General features: G+C 70.9%; 28 protein-coding genes. 16 read left to right on the top strand and 12 right to left on the bottom strand.

The annotated features are described in order from the left end of the window. Window positions 1-15: 15 nt before the first annotated feature. Genes U5640_RS29190 through U5640_RS29200 form a run of 3 tightly spaced genes read right to left on the bottom strand, consistent with a single transcriptional unit; the run spans window position 16 to window position 4,090 of the window. Window positions 16-1,479 carry an O-antigen ligase family protein gene (locus U5640_RS29190; protein ID WP_340379000.1) on the bottom strand — a complete coding sequence of 488 codons (1,464 nt, stop codon included), beginning with the start codon at window positions 1,477-1,479 and terminating at the stop codon, window positions 16-18. A gap of 8 nt (window positions 1,480-1,487) precedes the next feature. Continuing rightward, window positions 1,488-2,918, bottom strand: a complete 1,431-nt coding sequence (locus tag U5640_RS29195; RefSeq protein WP_340379002.1) for an exopolysaccharide biosynthesis polyprenyl glycosylphosphotransferase — start codon at window positions 2,916-2,918, stop codon at window positions 1,488-1,490. Next, window positions 2,915-4,090, bottom strand: coding sequence for a glycosyltransferase (locus tag U5640_RS29200; RefSeq protein WP_340379004.1), 1,176 nt, complete (start codon window positions 4,088-4,090; stop codon window positions 2,915-2,917). Before U5640_RS29200 ends, U5640_RS29195 begins: the two co-directional genes overlap by 4 nt. Before the next feature lie 447 nt (window positions 4,091-4,537). On the opposite strand from U5640_RS29200, the gene U5640_RS29205 reads away from it, so the two are divergent. From U5640_RS29205 to U5640_RS29235, 7 genes are all read left to right on the top strand, one after another. Then, a complete protein-coding gene (locus U5640_RS29205) occupies window positions 4,538-4,777 on the top strand; it encodes a chaplin (protein WP_340379006.1) in 240 nt (79 codons plus the stop codon). A 156-nt stretch (window positions 4,778-4,933) separates the two neighbouring features. Beyond that, window positions 4,934-5,224 (top strand): hypothetical protein, encoded by a 291-nt coding sequence (locus tag U5640_RS29210; RefSeq protein WP_340379008.1) that lies wholly within the window; start codon window positions 4,934-4,936, stop codon window positions 5,222-5,224. A 135-nt stretch (window positions 5,225-5,359) separates the two neighbouring features. Continuing rightward, a complete protein-coding gene (locus tag U5640_RS29215) occupies window positions 5,360-5,863 on the top strand; it encodes a DUF5949 family protein (RefSeq protein ID WP_340379010.1) in 504 nt (167 codons plus the stop codon). A 101-nt stretch (window positions 5,864-5,964) separates the two neighbouring features. After that, window positions 5,965-6,510 carry a vitamin K epoxide reductase family protein gene (locus tag U5640_RS29220; protein WP_340385405.1) on the top strand — a complete coding sequence of 182 codons (546 nt, stop codon included), beginning with the start codon at window positions 5,965-5,967 and terminating at the stop codon, window positions 6,508-6,510. Window positions 6,511-6,701: 191 nt separating this feature from the next. Then, complete coding sequence (locus U5640_RS29225; RefSeq protein WP_340379012.1) at window positions 6,702-7,220, top strand: hypothetical protein; 519 nt, start codon at window positions 6,702-6,704, stop codon at window positions 7,218-7,220. Between the two features lie 145 nt (window positions 7,221-7,365). Beyond that, entirely contained in the window at window positions 7,366-7,866 is a 501-nt protein-coding gene (locus U5640_RS29230; RefSeq protein ID WP_340379014.1) for a tyrosinase cofactor, read from the top strand. After that, the gene (locus U5640_RS29235; protein ID WP_340379016.1) at window positions 7,850-8,716 is read left to right on the top strand and encodes a tyrosinase family protein; all 867 of its coding nucleotides are present in this window, start codon (window positions 7,850-7,852) and stop codon (window positions 8,714-8,716) included. The genes U5640_RS29230 and U5640_RS29235 overlap by 17 nt, the downstream gene beginning before the upstream one ends. A gap of 102 nt (window positions 8,717-8,818) precedes the next feature. On the opposite strand, the gene U5640_RS29240 is transcribed toward U5640_RS29235, so the two are convergent. The 4 genes from U5640_RS29240 to U5640_RS29255 form a co-directional block, all read right to left on the bottom strand. Further along, on the bottom strand, window positions 8,819-9,169 hold the full coding sequence (locus U5640_RS29240) for a chaplin (RefSeq protein WP_340379018.1): 351 nt from the start codon (window positions 9,167-9,169) through the stop codon (window positions 8,819-8,821). 141 nt (window positions 9,170-9,310) lie between these two features. Next, window positions 9,311-9,589, bottom strand: coding sequence for a phosphopantetheine-binding protein (locus U5640_RS29245; protein WP_340379020.1), 279 nt, complete (start codon window positions 9,587-9,589; stop codon window positions 9,311-9,313). Next, window positions 9,586-10,671, bottom strand: a complete 1,086-nt coding sequence (locus tag U5640_RS29250; RefSeq protein WP_340379022.1) for an HAD-IIIC family phosphatase — start codon at window positions 10,669-10,671, stop codon at window positions 9,586-9,588. Before U5640_RS29250 ends, U5640_RS29245 begins: the two co-directional genes overlap by 4 nt. Continuing rightward, window positions 10,668-12,533 carry a GNAT family N-acetyltransferase gene (locus U5640_RS29255; RefSeq protein WP_340379024.1) on the bottom strand — a complete coding sequence of 622 codons (1,866 nt, stop codon included), beginning with the start codon at window positions 12,531-12,533 and terminating at the stop codon, window positions 10,668-10,670. Before U5640_RS29255 ends, U5640_RS29250 begins: the two co-directional genes overlap by 4 nt. Window positions 12,534-13,055: 522 nt before the next feature. On the opposite strand from U5640_RS29255, the gene U5640_RS29260 reads away from it, so the two are divergent. Continuing rightward, window positions 13,056-13,436, top strand: a complete 381-nt coding sequence (locus U5640_RS29260) for an S-adenosylmethionine decarboxylase (RefSeq protein ID WP_055639048.1) — start codon at window positions 13,056-13,058, stop codon at window positions 13,434-13,436. A gap of 35 nt (window positions 13,437-13,471) precedes the next feature. Next, on the top strand, window positions 13,472-14,191 hold the full coding sequence (locus tag U5640_RS29265) for a 4'-phosphopantetheinyl transferase superfamily protein (protein ID WP_340379027.1): 720 nt from the start codon (window positions 13,472-13,474) through the stop codon (window positions 14,189-14,191). Window positions 14,192-14,272: 81 nt separating this feature from the next. Here U5640_RS29265 and U5640_RS29270 read toward each other — a convergent pair whose 3' ends face one another. Beyond that, entirely contained in the window at window positions 14,273-14,473 is a 201-nt protein-coding gene (locus tag U5640_RS29270; protein ID WP_340379029.1) for a dehydrogenase, read from the bottom strand. A 67-nt stretch (window positions 14,474-14,540) separates the two neighbouring features. Here U5640_RS29270 and U5640_RS29275 point away from each other — a divergent pair, with 67 nt between their 5' ends. Then, complete coding sequence (locus U5640_RS29275; protein ID WP_340379031.1) at window positions 14,541-14,855, top strand: hypothetical protein; 315 nt, start codon at window positions 14,541-14,543, stop codon at window positions 14,853-14,855. A 246-nt stretch (window positions 14,856-15,101) separates the two neighbouring features. Further along, the gene (locus U5640_RS29280; RefSeq protein ID WP_340379033.1) at window positions 15,102-15,620 is read left to right on the top strand and encodes a hypothetical protein; all 519 of its coding nucleotides are present in this window, start codon (window positions 15,102-15,104) and stop codon (window positions 15,618-15,620) included. 175 nt (window positions 15,621-15,795) lie between these two features. Here U5640_RS29280 and U5640_RS29285 read toward each other — a convergent pair whose 3' ends face one another. Continuing rightward, complete coding sequence (locus tag U5640_RS29285; RefSeq protein ID WP_340379035.1) at window positions 15,796-15,993, bottom strand: hypothetical protein; 198 nt, start codon at window positions 15,991-15,993, stop codon at window positions 15,796-15,798. On the opposite strand from U5640_RS29285, the gene U5640_RS29290 reads away from it, so the two are divergent. Beyond that, a complete protein-coding gene (locus U5640_RS29290) occupies window positions 15,976-16,296 on the top strand; it encodes a hypothetical protein (RefSeq protein WP_340379037.1) in 321 nt (106 codons plus the stop codon). The genes U5640_RS29285 and U5640_RS29290 overlap by 18 nt on opposite strands. 717 nt (window positions 16,297-17,013) lie before the next feature. On the opposite strand, the gene U5640_RS29295 is transcribed toward U5640_RS29290, so the two are convergent. After that, complete coding sequence (locus U5640_RS29295) at window positions 17,014-17,538, bottom strand: hypothetical protein (RefSeq protein ID WP_340379039.1); 525 nt, start codon at window positions 17,536-17,538, stop codon at window positions 17,014-17,016. Window positions 17,539-17,909: 371 nt separating this feature from the next. On the opposite strand from U5640_RS29295, the gene U5640_RS29300 reads away from it, so the two are divergent. Continuing rightward, on the top strand, window positions 17,910-18,224 hold the full coding sequence (locus U5640_RS29300; RefSeq protein WP_340379040.1) for a PadR family transcriptional regulator: 315 nt from the start codon (window positions 17,910-17,912) through the stop codon (window positions 18,222-18,224). 23 nt (window positions 18,225-18,247) lie between these two features. Beyond that, on the top strand, window positions 18,248-18,994 hold the full coding sequence (locus tag U5640_RS29305; RefSeq protein ID WP_340379042.1) for a hypothetical protein: 747 nt from the start codon (window positions 18,248-18,250) through the stop codon (window positions 18,992-18,994). Between the two features lie 255 nt (window positions 18,995-19,249). On the opposite strand, the gene U5640_RS29310 is transcribed toward U5640_RS29305, so the two are convergent. Further along, window positions 19,250-19,663, bottom strand: a complete 414-nt coding sequence (locus U5640_RS29310; protein WP_340379044.1) for an Imm10 family immunity protein — start codon at window positions 19,661-19,663, stop codon at window positions 19,250-19,252. A gap of 389 nt (window positions 19,664-20,052) precedes the next feature. Here U5640_RS29310 and U5640_RS29315 point away from each other — a divergent pair, with 389 nt between their 5' ends. Continuing rightward, window positions 20,053-20,361: a transposase gene (locus U5640_RS29315; RefSeq protein ID WP_340379046.1), complete on the top strand. Its 309-nt coding sequence runs from the start codon at window positions 20,053-20,055 to the stop codon at window positions 20,359-20,361. Then, entirely contained in the window at window positions 20,358-21,278 is a 921-nt protein-coding gene (locus U5640_RS29320) for an IS3 family transposase (protein ID WP_340379048.1), read from the top strand. The genes U5640_RS29315 and U5640_RS29320 overlap by 4 nt, the downstream gene beginning before the upstream one ends. Before the next feature lie 84 nt (window positions 21,279-21,362). Here U5640_RS29320 and U5640_RS29325 read toward each other — a convergent pair whose 3' ends face one another. After that, window positions 21,363-21,965 carry a hypothetical protein gene (locus U5640_RS29325; RefSeq protein WP_340379050.1) on the bottom strand — a complete coding sequence of 201 codons (603 nt, stop codon included), beginning with the start codon at window positions 21,963-21,965 and terminating at the stop codon, window positions 21,363-21,365. Between the last annotated feature and the right edge of the window lie 257 nt (window positions 21,966-22,222).

The following is a 22,222-nucleotide window of genomic DNA, read 5'->3' on the forward strand; positions in this document are numbered from 1 at the left end:
GAGAGGACGACACCCTCACGCCCCGCCCTCCCCGGCACCCGCGCCCCGCGCCCCCGCCGCGCCTTCCCCCACGCGCCGCACCAGCCCACGCGTCAGGCCCTCCCCGACGAGGGGCACCCGCGCCGGTCCGCGCGGGTCCTGCGTCCCGGCCGTGGTTCCTCCGGTTCGCGGGTCCCGCGTCTCGGCAGCGGTTCCTCCCCCCGTCAGGGCCCACCACGCCACCAGGCCGAGGACCACGGCCGTCAGGACGGTCGAGGGGCCGCCGATGTCGGCGTACATGAAGTCGACGAGCTGCCAGACCAGCAGGCCGCACGCGGTGAGGGCGCAGTCCAGGCCGGGGCCGGCGCGGCGGACCCTGAGCAGGCCGCGCAGGGCGAGCACGAGCAGGGCCGACCAGCCTCCCGCCAGGGCCAGCAGCCCGATCAGCCCCTGCTCGCTGAGGATCAGCAGATACATGTTGTGCGGGGACAGCAGCGGCTGCCGTACGAAACCGGAGCCCGCGCCGTCCGTGTCGCTGCCGGAGGACAGCGCCAGCGAGGCGTGCGCGTCGCGGTGCTCGGGGAAGCCCTTCAGCCCGACCCCGGTCAGCGGATGCTCACGCCACATCCCGACCGCGGCCGCCCACATGGTGTACCGGTCGGTGACCGACTGGTCCGGCGCGTCCGTGACCCGCGTGATGCTGCCGACCCGCTCCTGGAGCATCGCCGAGCCCACCCCGAAGCCGCCGACCAGCACCACCCCGGCCGCGACCCCGACCGCCCCCACCTTCAGCGCCCGCACCGGCCCGGCCAGCACCAGCTGCACCGAGCAGGTCACCGCGGTCGCGATCCAGGCGCCCCTGCTGAAGGAGAGCGCCAGCGGTACGCACAGGGCGAGCGCGGCCAGCGCGGCGACCGTCCGTTGCCGTACGCACGCCCGGCCCAGTGCCAGCCCCACCGCGCAGACCAGCCCGAAGGACACCACCGTCGCCATGCCCATCACGTCCTGCGGCCCGAACGTGCCGACCGCGCGGATCATCTCGCCCTGGTACGAGGCACCGGTCCCGGTGACGAACTGATGGACGCCCACCGCGCCCTGCCAGCCCGCCAGCGCCACGAACGCCCAGGCCAGCACCCGCAGATCGCGCCGGTCCCGGACGAGCAGCAGCACCGCCGCCGGGACCAGCACGAACACCTGCAGATAGCGGCCGAGGCCGGTCAGCCCCGCGCCCGGCGAGGACGCGCCCGCCGCGGCGAGCGCGAGCCCCGCCACCGGCAGCCCCAGCACCACGGCGGCCGTACGGGACAAGGGGCGCCGCCGCCGCCGTACCAGCCGGACCAGGCAGAACAGCACGACGAGCGCGGAGACCGCGTCCGCCGGCCCGGCGCCGCCCTCCCCGCCGGGCGAGACGGGCAGGGCCAGCAGGGCGATCACCGCGACGACCGGCAGCACCGGCGACACGGACCGGGCGGCACCCGGCAGCGGCAGCACATGCGTCATGGTCGGGCTCAGCTCCCGGTCGGTCGCACGAGCGAGGCCGCGGTGCGCACCAGGATGCACACGTCCTGCCACAGCGACCAGTTGTCGATGTACGCGTTGTCGAAGCGCGCCCGGTCCTCGATCGAGGTGTCGCCGCGCAGCCCGTACACCTGGGCGAGCCCGGTGATGCCGGCCCGCATCCGGTGCCGGGCCGCGTAACCGGGGTAGGTCTGGCTGAACTGACCGACGAAGAAGGGCCGTTCGGGACGCGGTCCGACCAGGCTCATGTCGCCCCGCAGCACGTTCCACAGCTGGAGCAGCTCGTCCAGCGAGGTCTTGCGCAGGAACCGGCAGAACCGGCTCATCCGCACCTCCCCGGCCACGCTCCAGCGGGTCGCGGACTCGTGCTCGTCGACCGGCCGCAGGGTGCGGAACTTCAGCAGCGTGAACGGCAGCCCGTCCTTGCCGATGCGCTCCTGGCGGAAGACCACCCCCGGCCCGTCGGTGCACCGCAGCACCGCCGCGCACACCAGCAGCAGCGGGCTGATCAGCAGCAGCAGCGTCCCCGACACCAGGACGTCGAGCAGCCGCTTGCCGAGGCTGCCCCGCCGCCCGGACCCCAGGTCCAGCCGCCGGCAGGCGAACCCGGCGAGCCGCTCCCGGCCGGTGTACGAGGGCGAGTCGGCGTCGACCTCCCACACCGTGCAACCGGAAGCGGTGAGCGCCCGCAGCAGCGGGCCCTGCTTGGAGCGGACGGCGGGGTGGACGCACAGGACGTCCCGGACGCCGTTCTGGATGAGGGCCCGCTGCACCTCCTGGCCGGTCGTCAGCACCGGCAGCCCGTCGGGGCCGTCCGGCCGCTCCGCGACCACGCCCACCGGCCGCACCCCGCAGCGCGGATGGCGCAGCAGCGCGGCGGCCACCCGCTGGGCGGTCGCGGCGGGCCCGATGACCAGCGCGGCGCGCGGATGCCGGAGCATCGCCCGGCGGCGGCGCAGATGGACCAGCGCCCGGCCCGCGCAGGCGGTCAGGGACTGTACGGCGAAGCCGGTGGCCAGGGTGGCCGCGGTGAGCGCGTGACCCGGGTGCCAGGCCGCGGCCAGCGCCCCGAGCGCCAGCCACGCCACGGTGATCCGGCCGCAGACGGTGGGCAGCTCGTCCAGCACACCGGGGACGGGTGGCTGCCGCCGGGGCCGGACCGCTAAGGCCAGGGCCGCCAGCACGGCCATCAGGGCACGGTGATGGCCCGCGCCGAGCAGCACCGCCCCGCCCGCGACCGCGGCGAGACCGTCGGCGAGCAGCAGCAGCGGGGGCGCGGTCGCCCGGACCGGAGGCCGCCGGGCCGGGAACCTCAGGCCCGCGCCGGTGCTCTCCGGCCGGGGGATGACCGACAGGGGTGGGTAGCCGCCCTGGACGCCGGGCGGGGGGACAGTCGATTCCGCAGTACTTTCCGCAGTCACGGGTGGATGGACTCCCTGGAGTCGGTGGGCACGACCCGGGGCGCGGGCCTGGGACAAAGCAGGTCGCGGTACACGTCCGCGACCGCGGCCGCCATGTGCCGCACATCGTGTGTGGACAGGACGTGACGGCGCCCCCGCTCGCCGAGGGAGGCCCGAAGGGGCGCGTCGGACAGCAGCGCGGCGACGGCCCGGGACAGCGCCGCGGGATCACCGGCGGGCACCAGACAGCGGGGGGCGAGCGCGGCCGGCAGGCTCTCCCGGGCGCCGTCCACCTCGGTCACCACCACCGGCCGCCCGCAGGCCAGCGCCTCCAGCGGGGCCAGCGCCATGCCCTCCCAGCGGGAGGGCAGCACCACCAGGTCGGCGGCCCGGTACCAGGGGGCGGTGTCCTCGACGGCCCCCGCGAACACCACCGACCGCGGCGCCCCGGCCCGCAGCCGCTGCGCGTCGGGACCGTCCCCGACGAGCACCAGCCGCGCCCCGGGCACCTGCCGTACGACGTCCTCCCACGCCTCGAGCAGGAGGTCCTGCCCCTTCTGCCGGCACAGCCGCCCGACGCACACCGCGAGCGGTGCGGCCGGGTCGACCTCCGGCAGGAGGGCGGCGCGTACGGCGTCGGCGGCACCGGGCCGGAACCGCTCGGTGTCGACGCCGTTGGGCACGACGCTCCACCGGCCGGTGATCCCCGCGCCGAGCCCGGTCGCGCGCTCGGCCTCGCTCACGCACACCAGGCGGCCGGCCCAGCGCGCCCCGAACCGCTCCCACTGCAGGGCGAGCGCGGCGGTGGCCCCGCCGACCGCCTCGAACGACCAGGCGTGCGGCTGGAACACGGTCGGGATCCGCCCCCGCACGGCGAGCCGGCCGGCCAGTCCCGCCTTCGCACTGTGGGCGTGCACCAGTGCGGGGCGTACCTGGTCGAGCAGGCGTACGAGCCGTCGTACCTCACCCGGCAGCGAGGGCCCGGGGGACCGGGTCGCCTCCCAGCGCCGCACCTGCGCGCCGAGGGCGCCCAGCCCGTCGGCGAAGGGGCCGTCGGGGCAGGCCACGGTGACGTGGAGCCCGGCCGCGAGCTGAGCTCGCGTCAGATCGGTGACGACGCGGGCGACGCCGCCGTCCACAGGCTGGGTGAGGTGCAGGACCCGGGTTCCGACGTCGGGTTCTGGCTGGTGCATCGCGCGGTTTCCTCGCTCGTGGTGGCGCTCGGGACGGACCGGAACGCGCCGACGGCTTCGTCCGTGTCCCGATGGCCGCGAAGAGCGCCCCGGTACACGCCGCGTCCCGGTGGAAAACGAGCCTGAACGTCCGCTGGTCACCACCGGGCCGCAACCCGCGCCGAGATCGAACACGTCACCGCAACGGCCCATGACGTGGGCATGCGCCGGGATGTGCGCCGCCGGAGCCGCCCCGGCCCGCTGATCACCGTGTTCAACACATCGTCGGATGGGCAGACCGGCGCGCCCGGGGTCGGGGCGGGAGCGGCGCGACCGGGTGGCGATCGAGCACATGGGCGAATCAGTTCACTCCTTTGGCGGCACAACCCCGGGCGGCGCAGCGCGTTGACACAGCGCCGGGCATCCCCGCCCGGGTGATTGATGTCAAACCCCAAGGAGCACTTCTCCATGTCGCGTATCGCGAAGGGCCTGGTCCTGACCTCCGTTGCCGCTGCGGCCGTCGCCGGCGCCTCCGGCATCGCCGCCGCCGACAGCGGCGCGAGCGGTGTCGCCGAGCACTCCCCGGGCGTGCTCTCGGGCAACGTCGTGCAGGTTCCGGTCCACGTCCCGATCAACGTCTGCGGCAACACCGTCGACATCGGCGGCCTGCTGAACCCGGCCTTCGGCAACACCTGCGTCAACGACTGACGTCAGCCCACGTCCTCGTCGAACGGCCGCCCTCCCCCGGGAGAGCGGCCGTTCGGCGTCCGGCATTCCCTTTCCCGACCACTCCTCCTGACCACTTCTCCTGATCAATCCTCCCGACCACTCCTCCTCACCACTCATCTCCTTGGAAGGAACCCGATGAAGTCCCTCAAGGCCGCCGTCGTCGTCGCAGGGTCCGTCGTCCTCGCCGGGGCCGCCGCGCCCGCGTTCGCCCACGACACCGCCGACCTCACGCCCACCAGCCTCAACGGCGCCGTGAACACCCTCACCAAGGGCGATCTCACCGCCCGGGACGTGATGCCGCTCCAGCAGCAGTCGAACGCCCTCGACACCGAGAAGAAGGGCTCCCTGCTGAACGCGGTCAACGGCGCGGCCGGCGCCCTCAACCAGCACACCAAGCTGCTCGGCGGGCTTCCCCTGAACGGCTGACCCTTCCCCTCGCGCGGGGCCGGTCCTGCACGGACGGGACCGGCGTCCCTCGTTCGTGTGGAGCACCCCCGAGGCGTCCCCCGGTCGGGTGAGAACACCCCCGGCCGTCCGCCGCGGCGCTTGTAGGGTCGCGCGGTGACCTCAACCCCAAGCACTACCCGCCCTTTCAGCGTGGCCGACCTGGGCACCCTCGTCGTGATGCCGTGGAGCGGCGAGGCCCCCGACGGCAGGGACATGCCCTACCTGCTCGCCTACTCCCTCGGTGACGCCGCGGACGGCGGCGCCGAGACCACCGCCGTCGCCATCGAGCGACTGCTCGGCGACAACGGTCTGCCCGTCGGCGGCGACCTCGTCGACGGCGCCGAACGGCCCAGCCTGCCGGTCACGCTGCTCGTCACCGCCGGCTCCGCCGTCCTGAACATGCCGATGCTCCACGCCCAGTGCGTGCCGCCGCCCGAGTGGCTCGACGCCGTCGAGGCCCGCGGCTATGCCTACCTCGTCTTCACCACCCGCCCGTGGCCCGAGGCCGTCCCCGGCCGGCCCGTCGAACCCGAGGCGCTGGCCGCGTTCGCGGGCGCCGAGGAGACCCTGACCGCGGCGGCCCACATCGTGCTGCCCGCCCGCAGTCTGCGCGGCTGACAGCGGTGCCGACGGCGGCCGAGCCGGAGCCCGCGGCTCCGGGGCGCGGGCGGCCGACGGGGCCCGGGCGGGCGGAGGGCGGCGGCCGTGGCTTCGCCGTCCTGCTCGTGCTGTGCGGGGCGGCCGGGCTGCTGGCCTCCTGGGTCATCACCCTCGACAAGTTCAAGCTGCTGGAGAACCCGGACTTCGTGCCGGGCTGCAGCCTGAACCCGGTGGTGTCCTGCGGCAGCGTCATGAAGAGCGACCAGGCCTCCGCGTTCGGGTTCCCCAACCCGATGCTGGGCCTGGTGGCCTACGGCGTCGTCGTGTGCGTCGGGACGAGCCTGCTGGCCGGGGCCGCCTTCCCCCGCTGGTACTGGCTCACCTTCACCGCCGGCTGCCTCTTCGGCGTCGGGTTCGTGACCTGGCTCCAGTTCCAGTCCCTGTACCGGATCAACGCGCTGTGCCTGTGGTGCTGCCTGGCCTGGATCGCCACCATCGTGCTGTTCTGGTACGTCGTCTCCTTCGACGTACGCCTGGAGTTCCTTCCGGCACCGCCGGCCGTGCGCGCCTTCTTCGCGGAATTCACCTGGGTCCTGCCGCTGCTGCACCTCGGTGTCGTCGGCATGCTCATCCTGACCCGCTGGTGGGATTTCTGGACGAGCTGACCGGCTGAACATCGGACGGGCCGACGAACGGACGGGCTGACGATCTGCTCGTCGGGCGACTGCGGCATGCGGGGGAATTGTGCGCTGGTGGCGATTTCAGGCTCGTTACCCGGTACGGACGCAGAGCCGTGCAGCCGTACCGCCGTACCGCCGCAGAGCCCCCGACCGTGACGAAAGGGCCCGTACCCGAGATGAAGCCGACCACCCGAGGAACCCTCGCCGCCGTGCTGACGTGTGTGGCCGCCGCTGCGGGAGCCGCCGCCGCGACCCCCGCCGCGGCGATCGGCACGGTCCCCGTCCCCGTCCCGCTGAACGGCCTGGAGAACTCCCTCGGCATGGAACTGCCCGAGGCCGGCGGCGAGATCCCGCTGCCGACGCCCGGCTCGCCCGAGGGCCCGCGCTACGCCGAGGGCCGGCTGATCCCCGAGCGGGCCGTCCCGCAGCTCCCCGTGAGCGCCGGTCTGCCCGGCGCCGACGTCCGGGCACCCCTGCCGGAGATCCTCGGCAACGGCTTCCAGCACCTCGGCCTCGACGCCCCGGCCACCGACCTGCGCACCCTCGGCCCCGGGCTGGCCCTCGACGCCCCGCTCACCCCGCCGAACCCGGACAACTTCGGGCTGCCGGAGCCGAAGCTGCCCCAGGCGGGTGTGCTCACCCCGATGGCGCAGGCCGTCCCGGTCGCCCACCTCGGACTGGGCCAGGGCCTGTAGCCCCGAGCGGACGACGACGCCACGCCCACGGGCCCGGACGGCCTCCCGTCCGGGCCCGTCCGTGTGCTTCGGGTGCCCCAAGGTGACCCGGAGGGCCGTCGGGCGGTTACCGCTACGGACAACCGCACACGAGAAGGAGCACCCCATGGTCGTCGACGTCGACGGAGTACCCGGATCCACGAGGCAGCCCGGGCCGGCCAGGGCCGGTACCCGGCGGGAGACGCTGCGCGCACTGCTCGGCGTCGCCGCCGGGCTCGCCCTCGTCCCGGTCGTCGCCGCCGCCTGGCCCGGCCCGGTGGGCGACACGGGCGCCGCCTCGGGCACGGACGACGCGGCCGGCACCGGCTTCGACGAGGTCTACCGCGGCCGCCGTATCCAGGGCGTCCTCACCCCTTCCGGCCGCTCGGCCGGCGGCGGCGCCCAGTGGGAGGTCACCGTCGACGGCCGCCCGCTGCACCTGATGCGCCGGGCCGACGGCACCTGGCTGAGCATGGTCGACCACTACCGTTCGTACCGCACCCCGCTGGAGGCCGCCCGCGCCGCCGTGGACGAACTCGGCCCCGGCGAGATGCTGCGCGGGGGCGACGACCCGGCGTACGGCGGCCACCCGCACGACATGGGGGGACGCCGTGGTCTATACGCGTAAGGACGTCAGCACCCTGACCGCCGCCGAACGCCGGCGGTTCGTGAAGGCACTGCTGGAGATCAAACGGCGCGGCGAGTACGACGAGTTCGTACGGATCCACATCGACTACTACGTCTCCGACGGCGAGGGCGGCCTGCGTACGGCGCACATGGCGCCCTCCTTCCTGGCGTGGCACCGGCGGTTCCTGCTGGAGCTGGAGAAGGCGCTGCGCCGGGTCGACCCCTCGGTGACCGTGCCGTACTGGGACTGGACGCGCGACCGCAGCGCGTCCGCCGTGCCCTGGACCGCGGACCTCCTCGGCGGCAACGGACGCCGCTCCGACCGCCAGGTCACCACCGGGCCGTTCGCCTACGCCACCGGGAACTGGACCCTCAAGGAGAACATCACCGACGGCGAGTTCCTCACCCGGGACCTCGGCCGCTCCGCCGGACCCATCGAACTTCCCACCGCGGCCGAACTGGAGTGGGCCCTGAAGGACCCGGTCTACGACACCGCGCCCTGGGACTCGACGGTCACCGAGGGCTTCCGCAACAAACTGGAGGGCTGGGGCACCGGCCGGGGCAGCGTCGCCTGGCGCAACCACAACCGGGTCCACCGGTGGGTCGGCGGGGAGATGCTGGGCGGTGCCTCCGTCAACGACCCCGTGTTCTGGCTCCACCACGCCTTCATCGACCTGGTGTGGACCCGCTGGCAGGCCCGCCACCGCGTCCACCGCTATCTGCCCGCCGTGCCGCCCGGACCGGAGAGCAGGCAGTACCGCCGGGTCGTCGCCCGCCATGCGAAGCTGCCGCCGTGGAACGTGACGCCTGATCAGCTGGAAGACGTGTCCCACATCTACCGGTACGCGTAGATCCGTTCCATCGGCGGACACGGACGCGGACGTGGACGCGCGAGAGCCCCGGCGCTCGAGGTGCCGGGGCTCTGCCGATGCGTGGCGTGCGGGACGCGTGCGTCAGTCGCCGTAGCCGGCGCCGCCGCGCTTGCCGCCGCCGTTGCTGGAGCTGCTGCCGTGGCGGTCGTGACCGTAGTCGCCGCCGTGCTGCTTGCCGCCCTTGTCGTGGTGGCTGACGTTGGCGCAGGTGTTGCCGAACGCCGGGTTCAGCGCACCGGGGATGTTGACGGTGTTGCCGCAGAGGTTGATCGGGATGTGGACCGGGACCTGGACGAGGTTGCCCGACAGGAAACCCGGCGAGCCCACGGCCGCACCCTGCGCACCCGCGTCCGCCATGGCCAGGCCGGCCCCACTGACCACCACGGCGCCGGTGCCGAGGGCGACGGCGGCCGCCTTCGCGATGCGAGACATCACGTTCTCCTTTAGTGATTCGGTTCGTGCGACCGCAGGACACGCCGTCGCACTTCCCGTTCAACGCGGCGGCCTGGGCAGGGTCACGGCGCGTCGGTCCGGATCACCCTTTTTGAACAGGAGAGACGTACAGACGGGTGATTAGACGGGCCGGAGCCGTGTCGCGACGAAGCCCGCGAGCGTGGCGATGGACTCCAGACTGTCCAGGCTCAGGTCCAGCGCGGCGACGTCCACCCCGAACCGGGCGTCGACCGCGCCCAGCAGGGTCACCCCCGCCAGTGAGGTGAGGGCGATCTCCGGGCCGAACAGCGCGGTGTCCGCGGGGAGTGCCGCCACCACGTCCGGGTCCAGCCGGGCGGCCTCGGCGATCATCGCGCGCAGTTCCCGCTCCACCGCGGGCGGGTCCTGGATGTCGGTCACGCCTCGGCGTCCTCTCGGTCGGTCACGTGCAGATAGGGGGGCGGCTTCGGGAGCTCGCCGTGCAGCGCGCGCCCGAGGACGGCCGAGTCGGGCGTCGCGCCCTCGGTGCCGTCCACCCGGCGCAGCCCCGCCTGGCGGAGCAGGATCCGCATCTCCAGGTTGGCGTCGGTGGGGCGCAGGGTCACCCGGAACTCCTCGGCACCGGCCTGCCGCGCCCGTCCCATCAGCCAGAACAGGAAGGCCGCCGCCGCGCCCCGGCCGGCGACCCGGCAGGAGAGGGCGAGCAGCGGGACGGACCAGGTGCTCGTGCTCGCGCCTGCGCCGCCGCGGTCGACGAGTGCGGCGCCGATGATGCCGTACGAGCCGAAACGGTCCGTCATCCGTGCCGTGTACAGCTCGTACCCCTCCGAGGCGGCCAGCTCGCGCAGCCGGTCCGGGGTGAGGCCGGAGGAGTTCAGCCGGTGGGTGCGGGCGGCGAGTTCCAGGGCGCGCGGGGTCTCCTCGGGCGTCGCCGCGCCGACCGTGAGCCGCATGGCGCACCAGCTCAGGAACTCCTCCCGGCTGCCGTGGAAGCGTTCGCCCTCGGCCCGGCGCGTCTCCTCGGTGCGGTAGCGGTCGACCCGGGCGCGTGACTCGGGGGTGACCTCGCGGCCCTCGAACGCGGCCAGCAGCGCGGGCACGTCCTCGGGGGCGAGGGTGCCCACCGCGGGCAGCAGGGCCTCGACCTCGGCGCGTTCGTAGGGCGAGTCGTCGACCAGGACGAGGGCGTCCACGGCGATCCCGAGGCTGTCGGCGATCCTGCGCAGCGACTCGCTCTTGTCCTGCCAGGACACCTGCGGGGCGAGGAACCGCTCGCGCACCTCGGGCCGGGTGGCCGCGAGCCGGTCGAGCACGGCGGGCGCGCTGCGGCTCGCGATGCTGCTGAGCACGCCGCGCGCCGCGAGCGCGTCGATCGCGTCCAGCATCTCGGGGCGCGGGAAGGGCAGTTCGTCGGTGGGGGACTCGACGGCGATGTCGTCCCACAGGGTGCCGTCGAGGTCCCAGACGACGCACTTGACGCGGTCGGCGTCGAAGGCGGTCATCGCTCGCCCCGGGGCAGGAACAGCTTCATGGAGAGACTGGTGGGGTCGAAGCCGAACTTGCGGTAGACCGTGCGCATCGGCACGTTGCCGACGTGGACCCGGCCGGTGACCTCGGTGATGCCGCCCGCCAGACAGAACTCCAGGCCCGCGGTGAGGAGGAGTTCGGCGACGTCGCTGCGGTTGTCCACCGGGGAGACCGCCAGGGAACGGAAGTTGGCGTAGCGGTCGCCGGTCATCGCGTTCTGGTTGATGCTCACCCAGCACCAGCCGACGGGCTCCTCGCCCGGGCGCCCGGCGACGATCATGCCCTGCTTCGACTTCTCCATCGCCTTGCCGAGGCGGGCCGCCCAGCGGACCGGGTCGTCGATGGCGTCCTCGCCGAAGGAGACCCGGGCGATCTCCGCCTCGAACGCCCCGATCGCCGGAAGGTCGCCCTCGTCGGCCTGCCGGGTGACATAGGGGTGCGCGCGCCTCTCGAGGGCGGCACGCTCGGCGGGGGTCGGGAGGTGCCAGCCGATCGTGCGGGTGGTGGCCGGGACTGCGGGGGAGCTCGGCACGGCGGGGGTGGCCGGGACTGCGGGGGTGGCCGGGACGTCCGCACGGACGGCCGGGACGTCCGCACGGACGGCCGCCGTGGACTCCTGCCGCTCCTGCGCCTCGGCAGGCGCCGGAGCCTCCTTCGCCTCCGAAGGTGCCGGTGCCTCCGGCGCCTCCGAAGGTGCCGGTGCCTCCGGCGCCCCCGAAGCTGCCGGTGCCTCCGGCGGCTCCGGCGCTTCCGAGACCAGCCGTCCCGGCCGGAAGGGGCCCTTCCCGCAGTTCGGACAGCCCTCGGCGCGCAGGGCCGCGACCTGGGCCCAGCGGGCGCCGGGGCCGACCCGGACCTTGTGGCCGCAGGCCACGCACTCGTACTCGCGCTGCCGGGTCCGCTTGTCGCCCGTGTAGAGGGGACCGCCGTAGTCGCCCTGGCGGGAGGCGGTGGAGGTCGTGGTGAGGAGCTGCTGGAAGAAGCCGACACCGCCGAGGATGCCGCTCCCCTCGTACTCGTTGAAGTTGCGGATGTAGCCGTGGGTGACCAGGCCCAGGGCCATGATCTCCCGCTGGACCTCCAGCATCTCGTCCGGGCTCTTGCCGCCGAAGGAGAAGAAGACACTGTGCGCCGGACCGGGCCGCAGGCCCTCCACGGCGCGGGACAGGAAGAGCCGGGCGCCTTCGGGCGTGTACGGCGGGTCGGTCATCGCGACGTCGTGCTGTCCGTGCAGCCGCTCGGGCAGCGGGTGCCGCAGATCGTGCTGCACCGTCTCGACACGGGTGCCGAGTCCCCCCGCCACCTTCTGGATGTAGTCGAGGATCTCTGCCGAGATGTCGACCACGGTCACCCGCTCGACGATCGGCCCGCCCAGCACGTCGCCCACGACGGCCACGGCCAGCGACACCAGGTCGTCGTCGCCGATCAGCAGCAACGAGCCGCCCGGCAGCGCGCCCGCCGTCAGCAGCGCCAGTACCCGGCGCACCTTGGTCTCGGCCGTGCAGTGCGACTGGTCGATCGCCATGTCGGCGGCCGGACCGGACTCCATGAGCGCCCGCAGCCGTCGTACGGCCTCGTCGAGCACCTCGGGGATCACCAGCTCACGGCCGTCGCAGGTGCGGCAGGTGGCGTCCATGGTGAGGTCCATGCCGAGCCGGGCCACGAGGTCCGAGCCGGCCTCGGTCAGCCGGGAGGGGCGCTCCTTGGTGACGAGACCGCGGCGCCGCAGTTCGTTCCCCAGGGCGGCCACGATCGGCACCGGCAGGCCGGTGGCCCGGCTGAGGTCCTTGGTGGAGGCGGGGGCCAGACGGCGCAGCGCACGCAGTACGGACCGCACCCCGGGCGGACCCTCCTGAAGCCGGACGGCGTCCGCGACTTCCGTGAGCAGTTGATCGGCGGTGGTACTCCGGGGGTGCCGACGCGCGTTCGTCACAATGCTGCTCCAGGGAAGCTGATGGATTCCGTGGGTATCGAGTATACGGGCTGGTAGGCGCCCTGATCGGACGTGGGAGGGCGATCGTGAATGCGAAGAGGGAAGGGCAATTCCGGTGGCGGGCCCCACCCTCCGGCGGGCGGCATTCCACACCCCGGCGGGAGCGGTTTACCGGATAGCTTTACCGGAAAGGTGTACCGGAAACGATTACCGGAATTCCCCGCATCGTTTTCCGGCCGAATATGCCCCCGGTCTTCCCGCCCCCTTGACGGGCCGCGCTCGCGAGCCCCATAGCGCCTCGGATGCTAGGCTTGGCCCGACCGAGCGCCAGCAACCGGCCTCGCGACCTTCCTCTTCAGCCGCGCGGACCAGCGCTGATCTATCTGAAAGGAGACGGGGGCAGCGGTTCCTCACCCCCGGTTCCCCATGACCAACTCCACCGACCTCGCCACCGAGGGCATAAACGTCGACGATCTGTGCTCTTATGCCGTCGACGTATGGGTGAGCGACCACAGCATCCTGACCGACGAGGAGCGCCTCCTCCAGGTGCTGCGCACGGCCGCCGAAAAGGGAAACGCCACGGTACTCGGTGAGGCGTCCCACGTTTTCCCGAACGGCGCCGTGACCGCCATTCTCCTGCTTTCCGCCTCTCATCTGAGCATTCACACCTGGCCCGAATTCAGCCTGGCGAACGTCGACCTGCTCGCGTACGGCCGGCTGAACGGCGAGCGGATGATGCAGAGCGTGGAGCTGGGCCTCTCGCCGACGAAGATCAACGTCACGCGCATGCTGCGCGCCGTGCACTGACCTTCGCCCCCGGCCTCCGTCCTTCCGTCCCCGGCATGCATGCGGTGCAGGTCTCGTGGGCGCGCTCGGCCGACGCCCACGAGGAACTGCTGGACACGCTCGACCCCGTGGAGCGCGCCCGCTGGTCGGCGACGGTGGACCCCGCCACCCGTGACCGCTTCCTCGTCGGCTGTGCGCTGAGCCGCCGGCTCCTGGGCGAGCTGCTCGGCGTATCCCCCGAGGACGTACCCCTACGGCGCGTCTGCCCGACCTGCGGCGGACCGCACGGCAAGCCCCGGCTGGCCGTGCCTGACGGGTACGCCGGGTACGCGGAGTACTCGGAGTACGCGGAGTACGCGGAGTACGACTTCTCGGTCACCCACAGCGGCGATGTCGTCGGGGTGGCCGTGTGCCGGGGCGCACGCGTGGGCCTCGACGTCGAGGAGGCCGACACCGTCCTCGACGTCGACGCCGCGGCCCGTACGGCACTCTCCGCCCGCGAGTCGGCCGCCCTGTACGCCCTCCCCCCGGACGCACGGGGGCCCGCCTTCCTGCGGATCTGGACGCGGAAGGAAGCAGTGCTCAAGGCACTCGGCGTAGGCCTGCGCGCACCCCTGCGGCAGCTGGAGGTCTCCGCCCCCGACACCGCCCCGGCGGTCCTGACCTGGCCGGACCAGCTGCCCGCAGCCCACCGCACGACCTTGACGGACCTGACGGCGAACGGCATGCACCCGGCGGCGCTGGCGGTGATCCCCTCGACCGTCCGAACGGCGTGAAACTGCTGCGCCGGAGCAGGACGAGGACGAGGACACGGACATACGGACATGCTGTGGCTGACCGCAGGTGGCCGTCGCACATCAGCGGAACAGCTGCGGCACCGGGCAGACCTCCAACGGCTCCCCGGACCGGTCGGCCCAGCCCCACCAGACATGCCGACCGGCACACCTCCACAGCGACCGGCAGGCCCGTCGGCCGTCGTCGTCCCGCCCGGACAGTACGAGGCCACCGGACTCCATGGGCAGGCCGCAGTCGGGACAGGCCGGAGCGTGATCGGTCATACAGCGGACTCTACGGATCAAGGCGGAGCCGGGCCTCGACGTACCCGTGTCTGGAAGGATCCCCCGCATGCTCGCGGAGAAGCTCGACGCGCTGACGCAGATGACGGCCGAGCACATGGCCGCGCCGTTCCCACCGGGCTTCCGCAGCCTGGACATCGAGGGCCGGGACATGGTGATGCTGGACGCGGACGCCTACGCCTACGCGGCCGTCGTCCTCGAAGGCCCGCTCGACGAGCGGCGCCGCGCGGGCCTGACCAGGCTCATAGCGGCGCTCGAAAAGACTCTGCCGATGATCGGTGACGAGTACGCGGCCAAGTACTACGCGCACGTGTGCGACATGGCCACGCTGGCAGCCGAGATCGAGACCTCACGCAACGAGTAGAAGCCCACAGCCTCGCCCCCCGCGTTCGACGCACATGCAACACGCCCCGGAGCCGGTCTACGACGTTGACGGCTACCCGGCTACCCGGCTACCCGGCTACCCGGCTACCCGGCTTCCGGGGGCTTCCGGGCCCTACGGCCGCCGGTAGGCCGACGGGTCGACACCCGCTTCCGGCTTCCTGCCCTCCACCGCGCCGTCCGACAGCCGTTCGTCGAGCCTCTCGTTCGGCATGAGGCCAGGGCCCTGATGCCGAAGCTGTCGGGCTATCGGGCTGTCGGTTATGACTTCTATGCAGCCCTGGAGGCCGACGGGCGCGCCGTCCGGGCTCGCTACAACGCGGAACATTCCGACGGGCTGAAGACCGCGACGCACACCGCTCATCTCCTGCCCGCACGCGAGGACCATGTCCGGTACCGCGCTGAGGCCGGTGTCCGCTTCGTGCGCCGCCTGCGGGCGACTCTTCTGGACCTGGCACAAGCCACGCTGCGCGACGGCGGTGAGCACATATGCGAGTTCGACACCTTCACCCTTGGCCTACAGGTACGTGCGGACGACGGCCACGAGACCTACCTCGCCATCCGGATCACCGGCTCCGTACCGCCGAACCTGACTGTGCTGATCCTGCGCAACGTCCCCGGCGGCGAGGCGGAGGGTTGGTATCCGGAGTACGCCCTGCCGGAGCGGGACCTGCTCCCGGCCGAACAGGCGTGGTCCAACCTCATGGACCCACGCGCGGCTGCCCAGGCACTGGACGAGGAGCGGTAGCTGGGCATCCGTCGGCGCGAACTGCGACCCCGATGTCGGCGCATGTATCCACGATCGTGGACAGAAAAGGCGCTTTGTCTCCCCTTCCGTCGGCAGCTTGTCCCCCGCCTTCGACACGCATTCGACACGTCCCGGATCCGGTCTACGGCCCTGACGGCTTCCCGGCTTTACCGCTTTACGGCCGCGGGTAGACCGAGGGGTCCACACCCGCTTCCGGCTTCCTGCTGAAGGACACGTAGGCGGGGTGCTCGGGGTCCCCCACCTGCATGTGGGCGAACAGATCGAGGTCATGATTCGCGAACCTGTGGAGGTACTGGAGGAACAGCGCCAACTCGTCGTCCGACAGCCGTTCGTCGTGCCTCTCGTTTCGCATGAGGCCAGAGTACGAGCCGAGAGGCTTCTCCCGTGGTCGGGGCCGGAGGGCAAGCCCTGCTACCTGAGCACCGACGACAGGGATGGCTTCATGTCCCGCCTGGCCGACAACATCGAATCGGAGCAACTCGCGACTGCGGCAGAACTGCTGAAGCGGGCCGCGGAGACCCTAGGCGACGAGCACACCGGCCCGGAGGACGTACAGCTCCTGGCGAAGGAACTGACCGGAGCGCTGCGAGACATCCTCCGCGTGGCAACCAGCCGCGGCCACCTCCTGGAGGCGAGCGCACCCCACCGCTCCTGAAGACGAAGGTCGGCATCGGCGGCTGTCGGCCACTGCTGTTCAACCCCACGGGGAGAAGAGCCCGGACAGGAACCGGGCCTCTTCTCCCCGTTGCGTTGTGCTGGCGAAGTCGGCCACGCGGTCAGATAGGTGTCCGCGTACGCTGGCGGCTGATCAAGAGACTCTTCACGCGCGGCTGCTTTCACCGTGACTCCCCGCGGTTCCCCGCCCTATCTGGTGCGCCTGTGGTGCGGGCTTCCGGGCCCGGCTTTCTGGCGCCCACCCGGCCCAGCCCAATGACGATGACGGCCGGTGCGAGGCTCAACACTTCGGACAGGGCCACGATCGGGAATGGGGCGCTCAACGCTCGGGGGAGCCTGCCCAGTGCTGCGACACCCATGACGAGGGGAAGCCACACTCGGAAGAAGCGGAAGCGAAAGGCATCTGCTCCGCGGCCTACCCGCTCATGCTCCACGAGGCGCCAGTACGCAGCGGCCACGATGAAAAGGGCGCCGATGCTCACGATGCCCCAGGTCAGTGCTGCCACGATTCCCCCACCACACCACATCTGCCGCGTTGCTGAACGCACGTGCTCCACCCGATGGTGACACGCGGTGCCCGGTACGAGAGCGCTATGCAAGGGCGGCTGGTCGGTGTCCGGGCGTGGACTCGTGGTCTCGTCTGAAGGTCCGCGAACAGTGGTGAATGAGACGGAGACTGAGACGGCCGCGCTGATCGTCAGGGGCAGGACAGGTCGTGGGGCAACTCGCAGACGTCGTCGCGCAGGTGCAGCCTGCGGAGATCCTGAACCGGGCCGACGGGGAAGGGGTGCAGTACCCACTTGGAGCGGTAGCCGGTCTCGCCATGCTCCGTGACCACTTGCTGCGCGGCATCGAGAACGGTGTGGGCAAACACCGGACGCGGATGCGTCGATCTCCAGATCACCGTACCGTCGGAATCCGGTAGGTCAGGACTGACCGCAACGTCGGTGAACTTGTAGATGGTCACCTCGACCGATTCATCCGTCGCACGGAGAACCCAGCGAAGTTCCTGCGGCTCGGCGTCGAAGAAGAACCGGGTCGTGTGCTGCTGCGAGTACAGACCGCCTATGCCGGCCACGAGGTCCGCCAGCGCGTCAGTGCAGTAGCTGACGCTCAGCGACACCTTTTGGGAACCCTCGGTCAGGTGGCATCTCGCCCAACCATGGTCCCTCAGTTCCCACTTCAGCTGGAAGGCAGCCTCTGGCGCCTGTTCTACCGACACTGTCGCAGGTTACTGGCAGCAATGGGGCCTGAGCTTGGGAAGCTTGGGTTCTTTGGCGGTAGTTGCTGCTCCGACGTGCGGCGAAGCTGCTGTGAGACGTGGCGGGCAGACTCGTGCTCCCCGCCATTCCCCGTGGTTGCCCGCATGACCTGGCACGGATCTGGCACGACCTCTTCGTCCCGAACTCTCGGCTGGGAGGTTATTGGGGCCTGGTGGGCTGGCCAGTCAGCCGTTGAGGGACGTTGGCGGTCACCTGTGGTCGCGGTAGTTGCGGTACTTGGCTACTGTACTGCAACGGCTTCAAGGGCCGTCTGAGACCTGGTTTGCACGGACAGTTGAATGTCGTACTCGATGCATGCTCCACTGGTGCCATGACGAAGGTGCGGCTCACCAAGCCGACGATTGCCGTCCTAGAGGCTCTGCTGTCAGCGACGAGCGATAGCCCGGCATGGGGGCTCAGTATCTGTCGCAGTGCCGATCTTGGCCCTGGCACCGTCTATCCGATCCTTGAGCGGCTCGCTGAGCGCGGCTGGGTTTCGAGCTGGGAGGAGACAACTCCCCACCCGGGTCGGCCCGCGCGCCGCTTCTACGAGCTGACTGGGACAGGTCGACAGCAGGCGACCCAAGCACTGGAAGCACGGAGGGCACGCCGATTCGGTCTTGGCCTGGCTGGAGGCCCGTCATGACAGTCCGGGGCGGGCCTGTTCTCATGCTCGTGGACGCCCGGCAGGCGTACGACGCCCTTGATGAACAAGAGCAGCAACTCGTGGCAGTTGCTCTTGGTGAACTTACCGCTGGCGTGGTACCAGAGGGTGACATCATCCCGCACCCGTTCTACCGACGACCAAATGTCGCTCGTGCGCAGAGCATGCAAGTGTCACCAGAGCTAAGTGTCCTGTTCATTAGCCGCGTGAGCCGGGAGAGTGCTACCTCGATTGAGCACGTAATCCTTGGCTACAAACGGGTGCGGTCGTACCACGCAATGGACACGCGCAGGGATACCCGCACCGACCCAAGTGGTGCGGCACGTAGGGCAACCGGCATCGCGGTTCGCATCGCCGGTCACCGACGGAGTCACCTCCGCACGGAGTGGGGCGCCATCTTGGCCGGCTCACCCGAGGACGGCCTCTCCTTTTCTTCGCGCCGACAGTTCCTTCTTGCACTCGGCTTCCTGCTTGCCGCGGTGCGCATGCGTGTGCGTGACGTTGCCGGTCCGGCTTGGAGGCCGGTGGACTGGTTGCTGCGCACCGCCTCCCGAACCAACGGCTTCGTTGCAGCCGTTGTGGGCGCCCAGGCCATCTACATCGTCGACGACGGCGGACTCAGCGTGCTGGTGACTGAGGTCTGGGAGCCTTGCGGCATCGCTGGTGCGTCACTGTTCGCTCTAGCACGCTGGCTCCGTCGTGTACGGGGCATCGAGCTGGCCTCGCCGGAGAGTGAAAGAGCTGACGAGTAGGTGCTGGTACCAGTCGGCTGCTCCCTGACGACTCAGGTGGACCCAAGACCGGGCTGGGTCCCTCTGACGCCTCGACAGGAATCAAGCCTGTGACAACCGCTTTAGGAGTTCGATCCGAACCCGCTCCGACTGGTGTCGTCGGCTGGTGCGGGGGCCGAGCAGAGTCGCCCGTGTACGTCTCCGTCCGGCGTCGTTGATGTCAGCCGTGGATGTCAGAAGCTGGCGGACTCGGGTTGTTCTCCATCGCTCTACTTGCTACAGCTTGATCAGTCTGGGGTGGGCATCCGGGCGCCCATAGGCCAGGATGCGCGGCAGCACCTCGCGCATACGTGCCACGTCCGGCGCCGGCGCCCGAAGCAAGGCCTCGACGACGGGGTCGGACAGGCCGAGGGCGTCCAGCGAGGAGGGGGCCAATGTCACCCGCAGCACATCGCCGTCCAGTACCACTTCACGCACACAGCCGTAGGCGGTGCCCTGGTCGGGTGTGACGAGGCAGTGTGTGTCCATGCCGAGACGTACGTCCTGCGCGTCGGGCTCGTTGAAGTCACACATGAACAACAGGGAGAAAGCCTCCTCGTCGTCCAACTCGGCCACCCCCGCCATAACGCAGTCACCCTGGTCCAGCTCGTCGAGCCCGCAGGCAAGCTGCGCCGTGAATCTGTACGCCATGGGGCCGTTGTAGCACTCGTGATCGCTTCGTGGGCAAGGGTCCCCGGGTTAGTTTGCGCCTCAGCCGACGACCGTTCGCCACGACGGCGGGTGTGCCAACCGATCAGGCGCGTGTGTGCCTCGCTGTACTCCCGCTGGTCTCAACCACGTTGCCATGCGGTCGACCAGCGCAAGCCGCGCCGGCCGAGCCGTGCCGATGCTGCCTGAGCCCTCAGCTTGGGAAGCTTGGGTCTTCTACGGGCGGCTCCTGGGCTGACCTGCAACGGAGCGGCTACGGGAGCTGGCTGGTCGACGACCTGGTCTCCGCCATTCCCCGTGGTTGAGGTTCCCCCGAGATGCGGGGAGAGGTGACAGCAGGTCAGATGGGGCTCACGAGAGGAGCTCTGACGATGCCTGCCCCGAGGAAATACCCGCTGGAGTTGCGTGAGCGTGCGGTGCGGATGTACCGCGCTTCCGAGCCGAAGCCCGTGATCCGCCGCATGGCCGAGGAACTCGGCGTGCACCACGAAGCCCTGCGCAACTGGATCCGCCAGGCCGAGGCCGATGCCGGCGAGCGCGGCGACCTGCTCACCACCGCCGAGCGCGAGGAGCTTGCCGCCCTGCGCAAGGAGAATGCCCAGCTCAAGCGTGCGAATGAAGTCCTGCGGACGGCCTCCGCTTTTTTCGCGGCCCAGCTCGACCCGACCCGGCCCAGGTGACGGCGCTCGTCGACGAGCACCCGCACCTGGGGGTCGAGCCCGTACTCCGGGAACTGAACATCCCCTCCTCCACCTACTACCGGTGGCGCCGGGCCGAGACCGAGCCGTGCGAGCGGCGCCGCCGGGACGCCGAGCTGACAGGCAGGATCCGGCAGGTCCACGACGAGTCCGGCGGGATCTACGGCTCACCCCGCGTGCACGCCGTCCTCAAGCGTGAGGGCGTCCACATCGGCCGCAAACGCGTCGAGCGGCTCATGCGCCAGGCCGGCCTCGCCGGGATCAGTCCCCGCCGGAACAAGGGCTTCACCCGCCGCGACCCAGACGCCGACCCGGCCCCTGACCTGGTGCAACGCGACTTCACCGCGAACGGGCCGAACCGGCTGTGGGTCACCGACCTGACCATGATCCCCACCGGGGAGGGGCCGCTGTGGCTGTCCGCGATCCGCGACGCGTTCTCCCGCCGGGTCGTGGCCTGGGAGACCTCCGCCCGCGCGGACGCGGACCTGGTCCTCACCTCGCTGGAGTATGCCCTGGCCAGCCGCGAAGCCGCCCCCGGCGAGCTCGTTCACCACGCCGACCACGGCTGTCAGTACACGTCCGTAAAGCCCACAACACGCCTGGTCAGGGCCGGTGTCCAGGCGTCCATGGGCTCGGTCGGCGACTCGTTCGACAATGCCCTGGCGGAGAACCTGTGGATGGTCATCAAGACCGAGTGCATCCGCGGCCGCGTCTTCGCCACCAGGGCCGAAGCCAACCTCGCGCTCTTCGAGTACCTCGACGGCTTCTACAACCCCCGCCGCATCCAGAAACGGCTCGGCTACCTCAGCCCGATCGAATACGAGGAAAAGCACTACGCCGACCAGGCAGCGGCCGAACAAGTGAACCTGAAACCACGTCAACCCGCCCTGACCAGCTAGTCAACCACTCCCGTACAGCGGGGGAACCTCAGGTTCCCCGCAGGACCTGGCACAGTTCTGGCACGGGCCGATCGGCTCTGGTGGTTACGAAGTCGCACCCCCATCACTGTGGCTGAGCACCCTTGCGTGCGGTGATAGGAGATTAGCCAGGCGCCACAGTCCGTAGAGGAGGCCGCCGCCTGTCACGATCAACAATACTGACGCACCAATCCTGTCCCCCCAGGCATTCCGCTCGTCGAGGAGGAGACCCGGAGTCACGCTGAACACGATGATTACCACGAGGTAGAACAGCAGCCGCACCAACGACCCTGCGATGGAGCGCAACGGGTACAGCAGCAGGAGCCTTCTGAACTGGGCCCACAGCGGAGTGCGCTGCGGGACCCGGGCCTCGGTGAACGAAGCATGAATGTTGCGCAGTTGCTGATCTAAGACTCTTGCCGCCTGTGCTTGCACAGAGTCGATGCTGGTGCCTGGTGCGATCACAGCATGGGCGTCAAGCCACTCGGTTAGAACCCCGAGATATGCCTGGGCTTCGTCAAGGAGTCGCCGGCGTCTGGCCTCCTCATTGCGTCGCGCATGCCACTCCTGGAACCAGAGGTTCGCGACACCGAGTACTGAGACAACGACAGCCGATAGCACTGAAACGATCAGGCCCTCGGGGATACTCGCCGCGTTGTCTGCAGCCATGCCGTCACCTCGTGCAGCGCGTTAGTGAAGCAGAGTTCCACGTCGTTGAGCCGATCATCCCCCTGGGTGCGAGGCCAGTGCCTTCGGCGATCGGCCATCTGGCCTACACGAGTGCCATCTCAGTGCCACGGTAGAAGCGAGGACGTCGCCCAGGCACACGGTTCCGGAGGCCGCTTCATCGCGCACTGTTATGCCTGGTAACAGCGTTGAAGCGGATCAACTACCGCAGGCCAGTCCACGAGTAGTCCACGTAGACG

The sequence above is a fragment of the Streptomyces sp. SS7 genome, assembly GCF_037993025.1.
GTDB lineage: Bacteria > Actinomycetota > Actinomycetes > Streptomycetales > Streptomycetaceae > Streptomyces.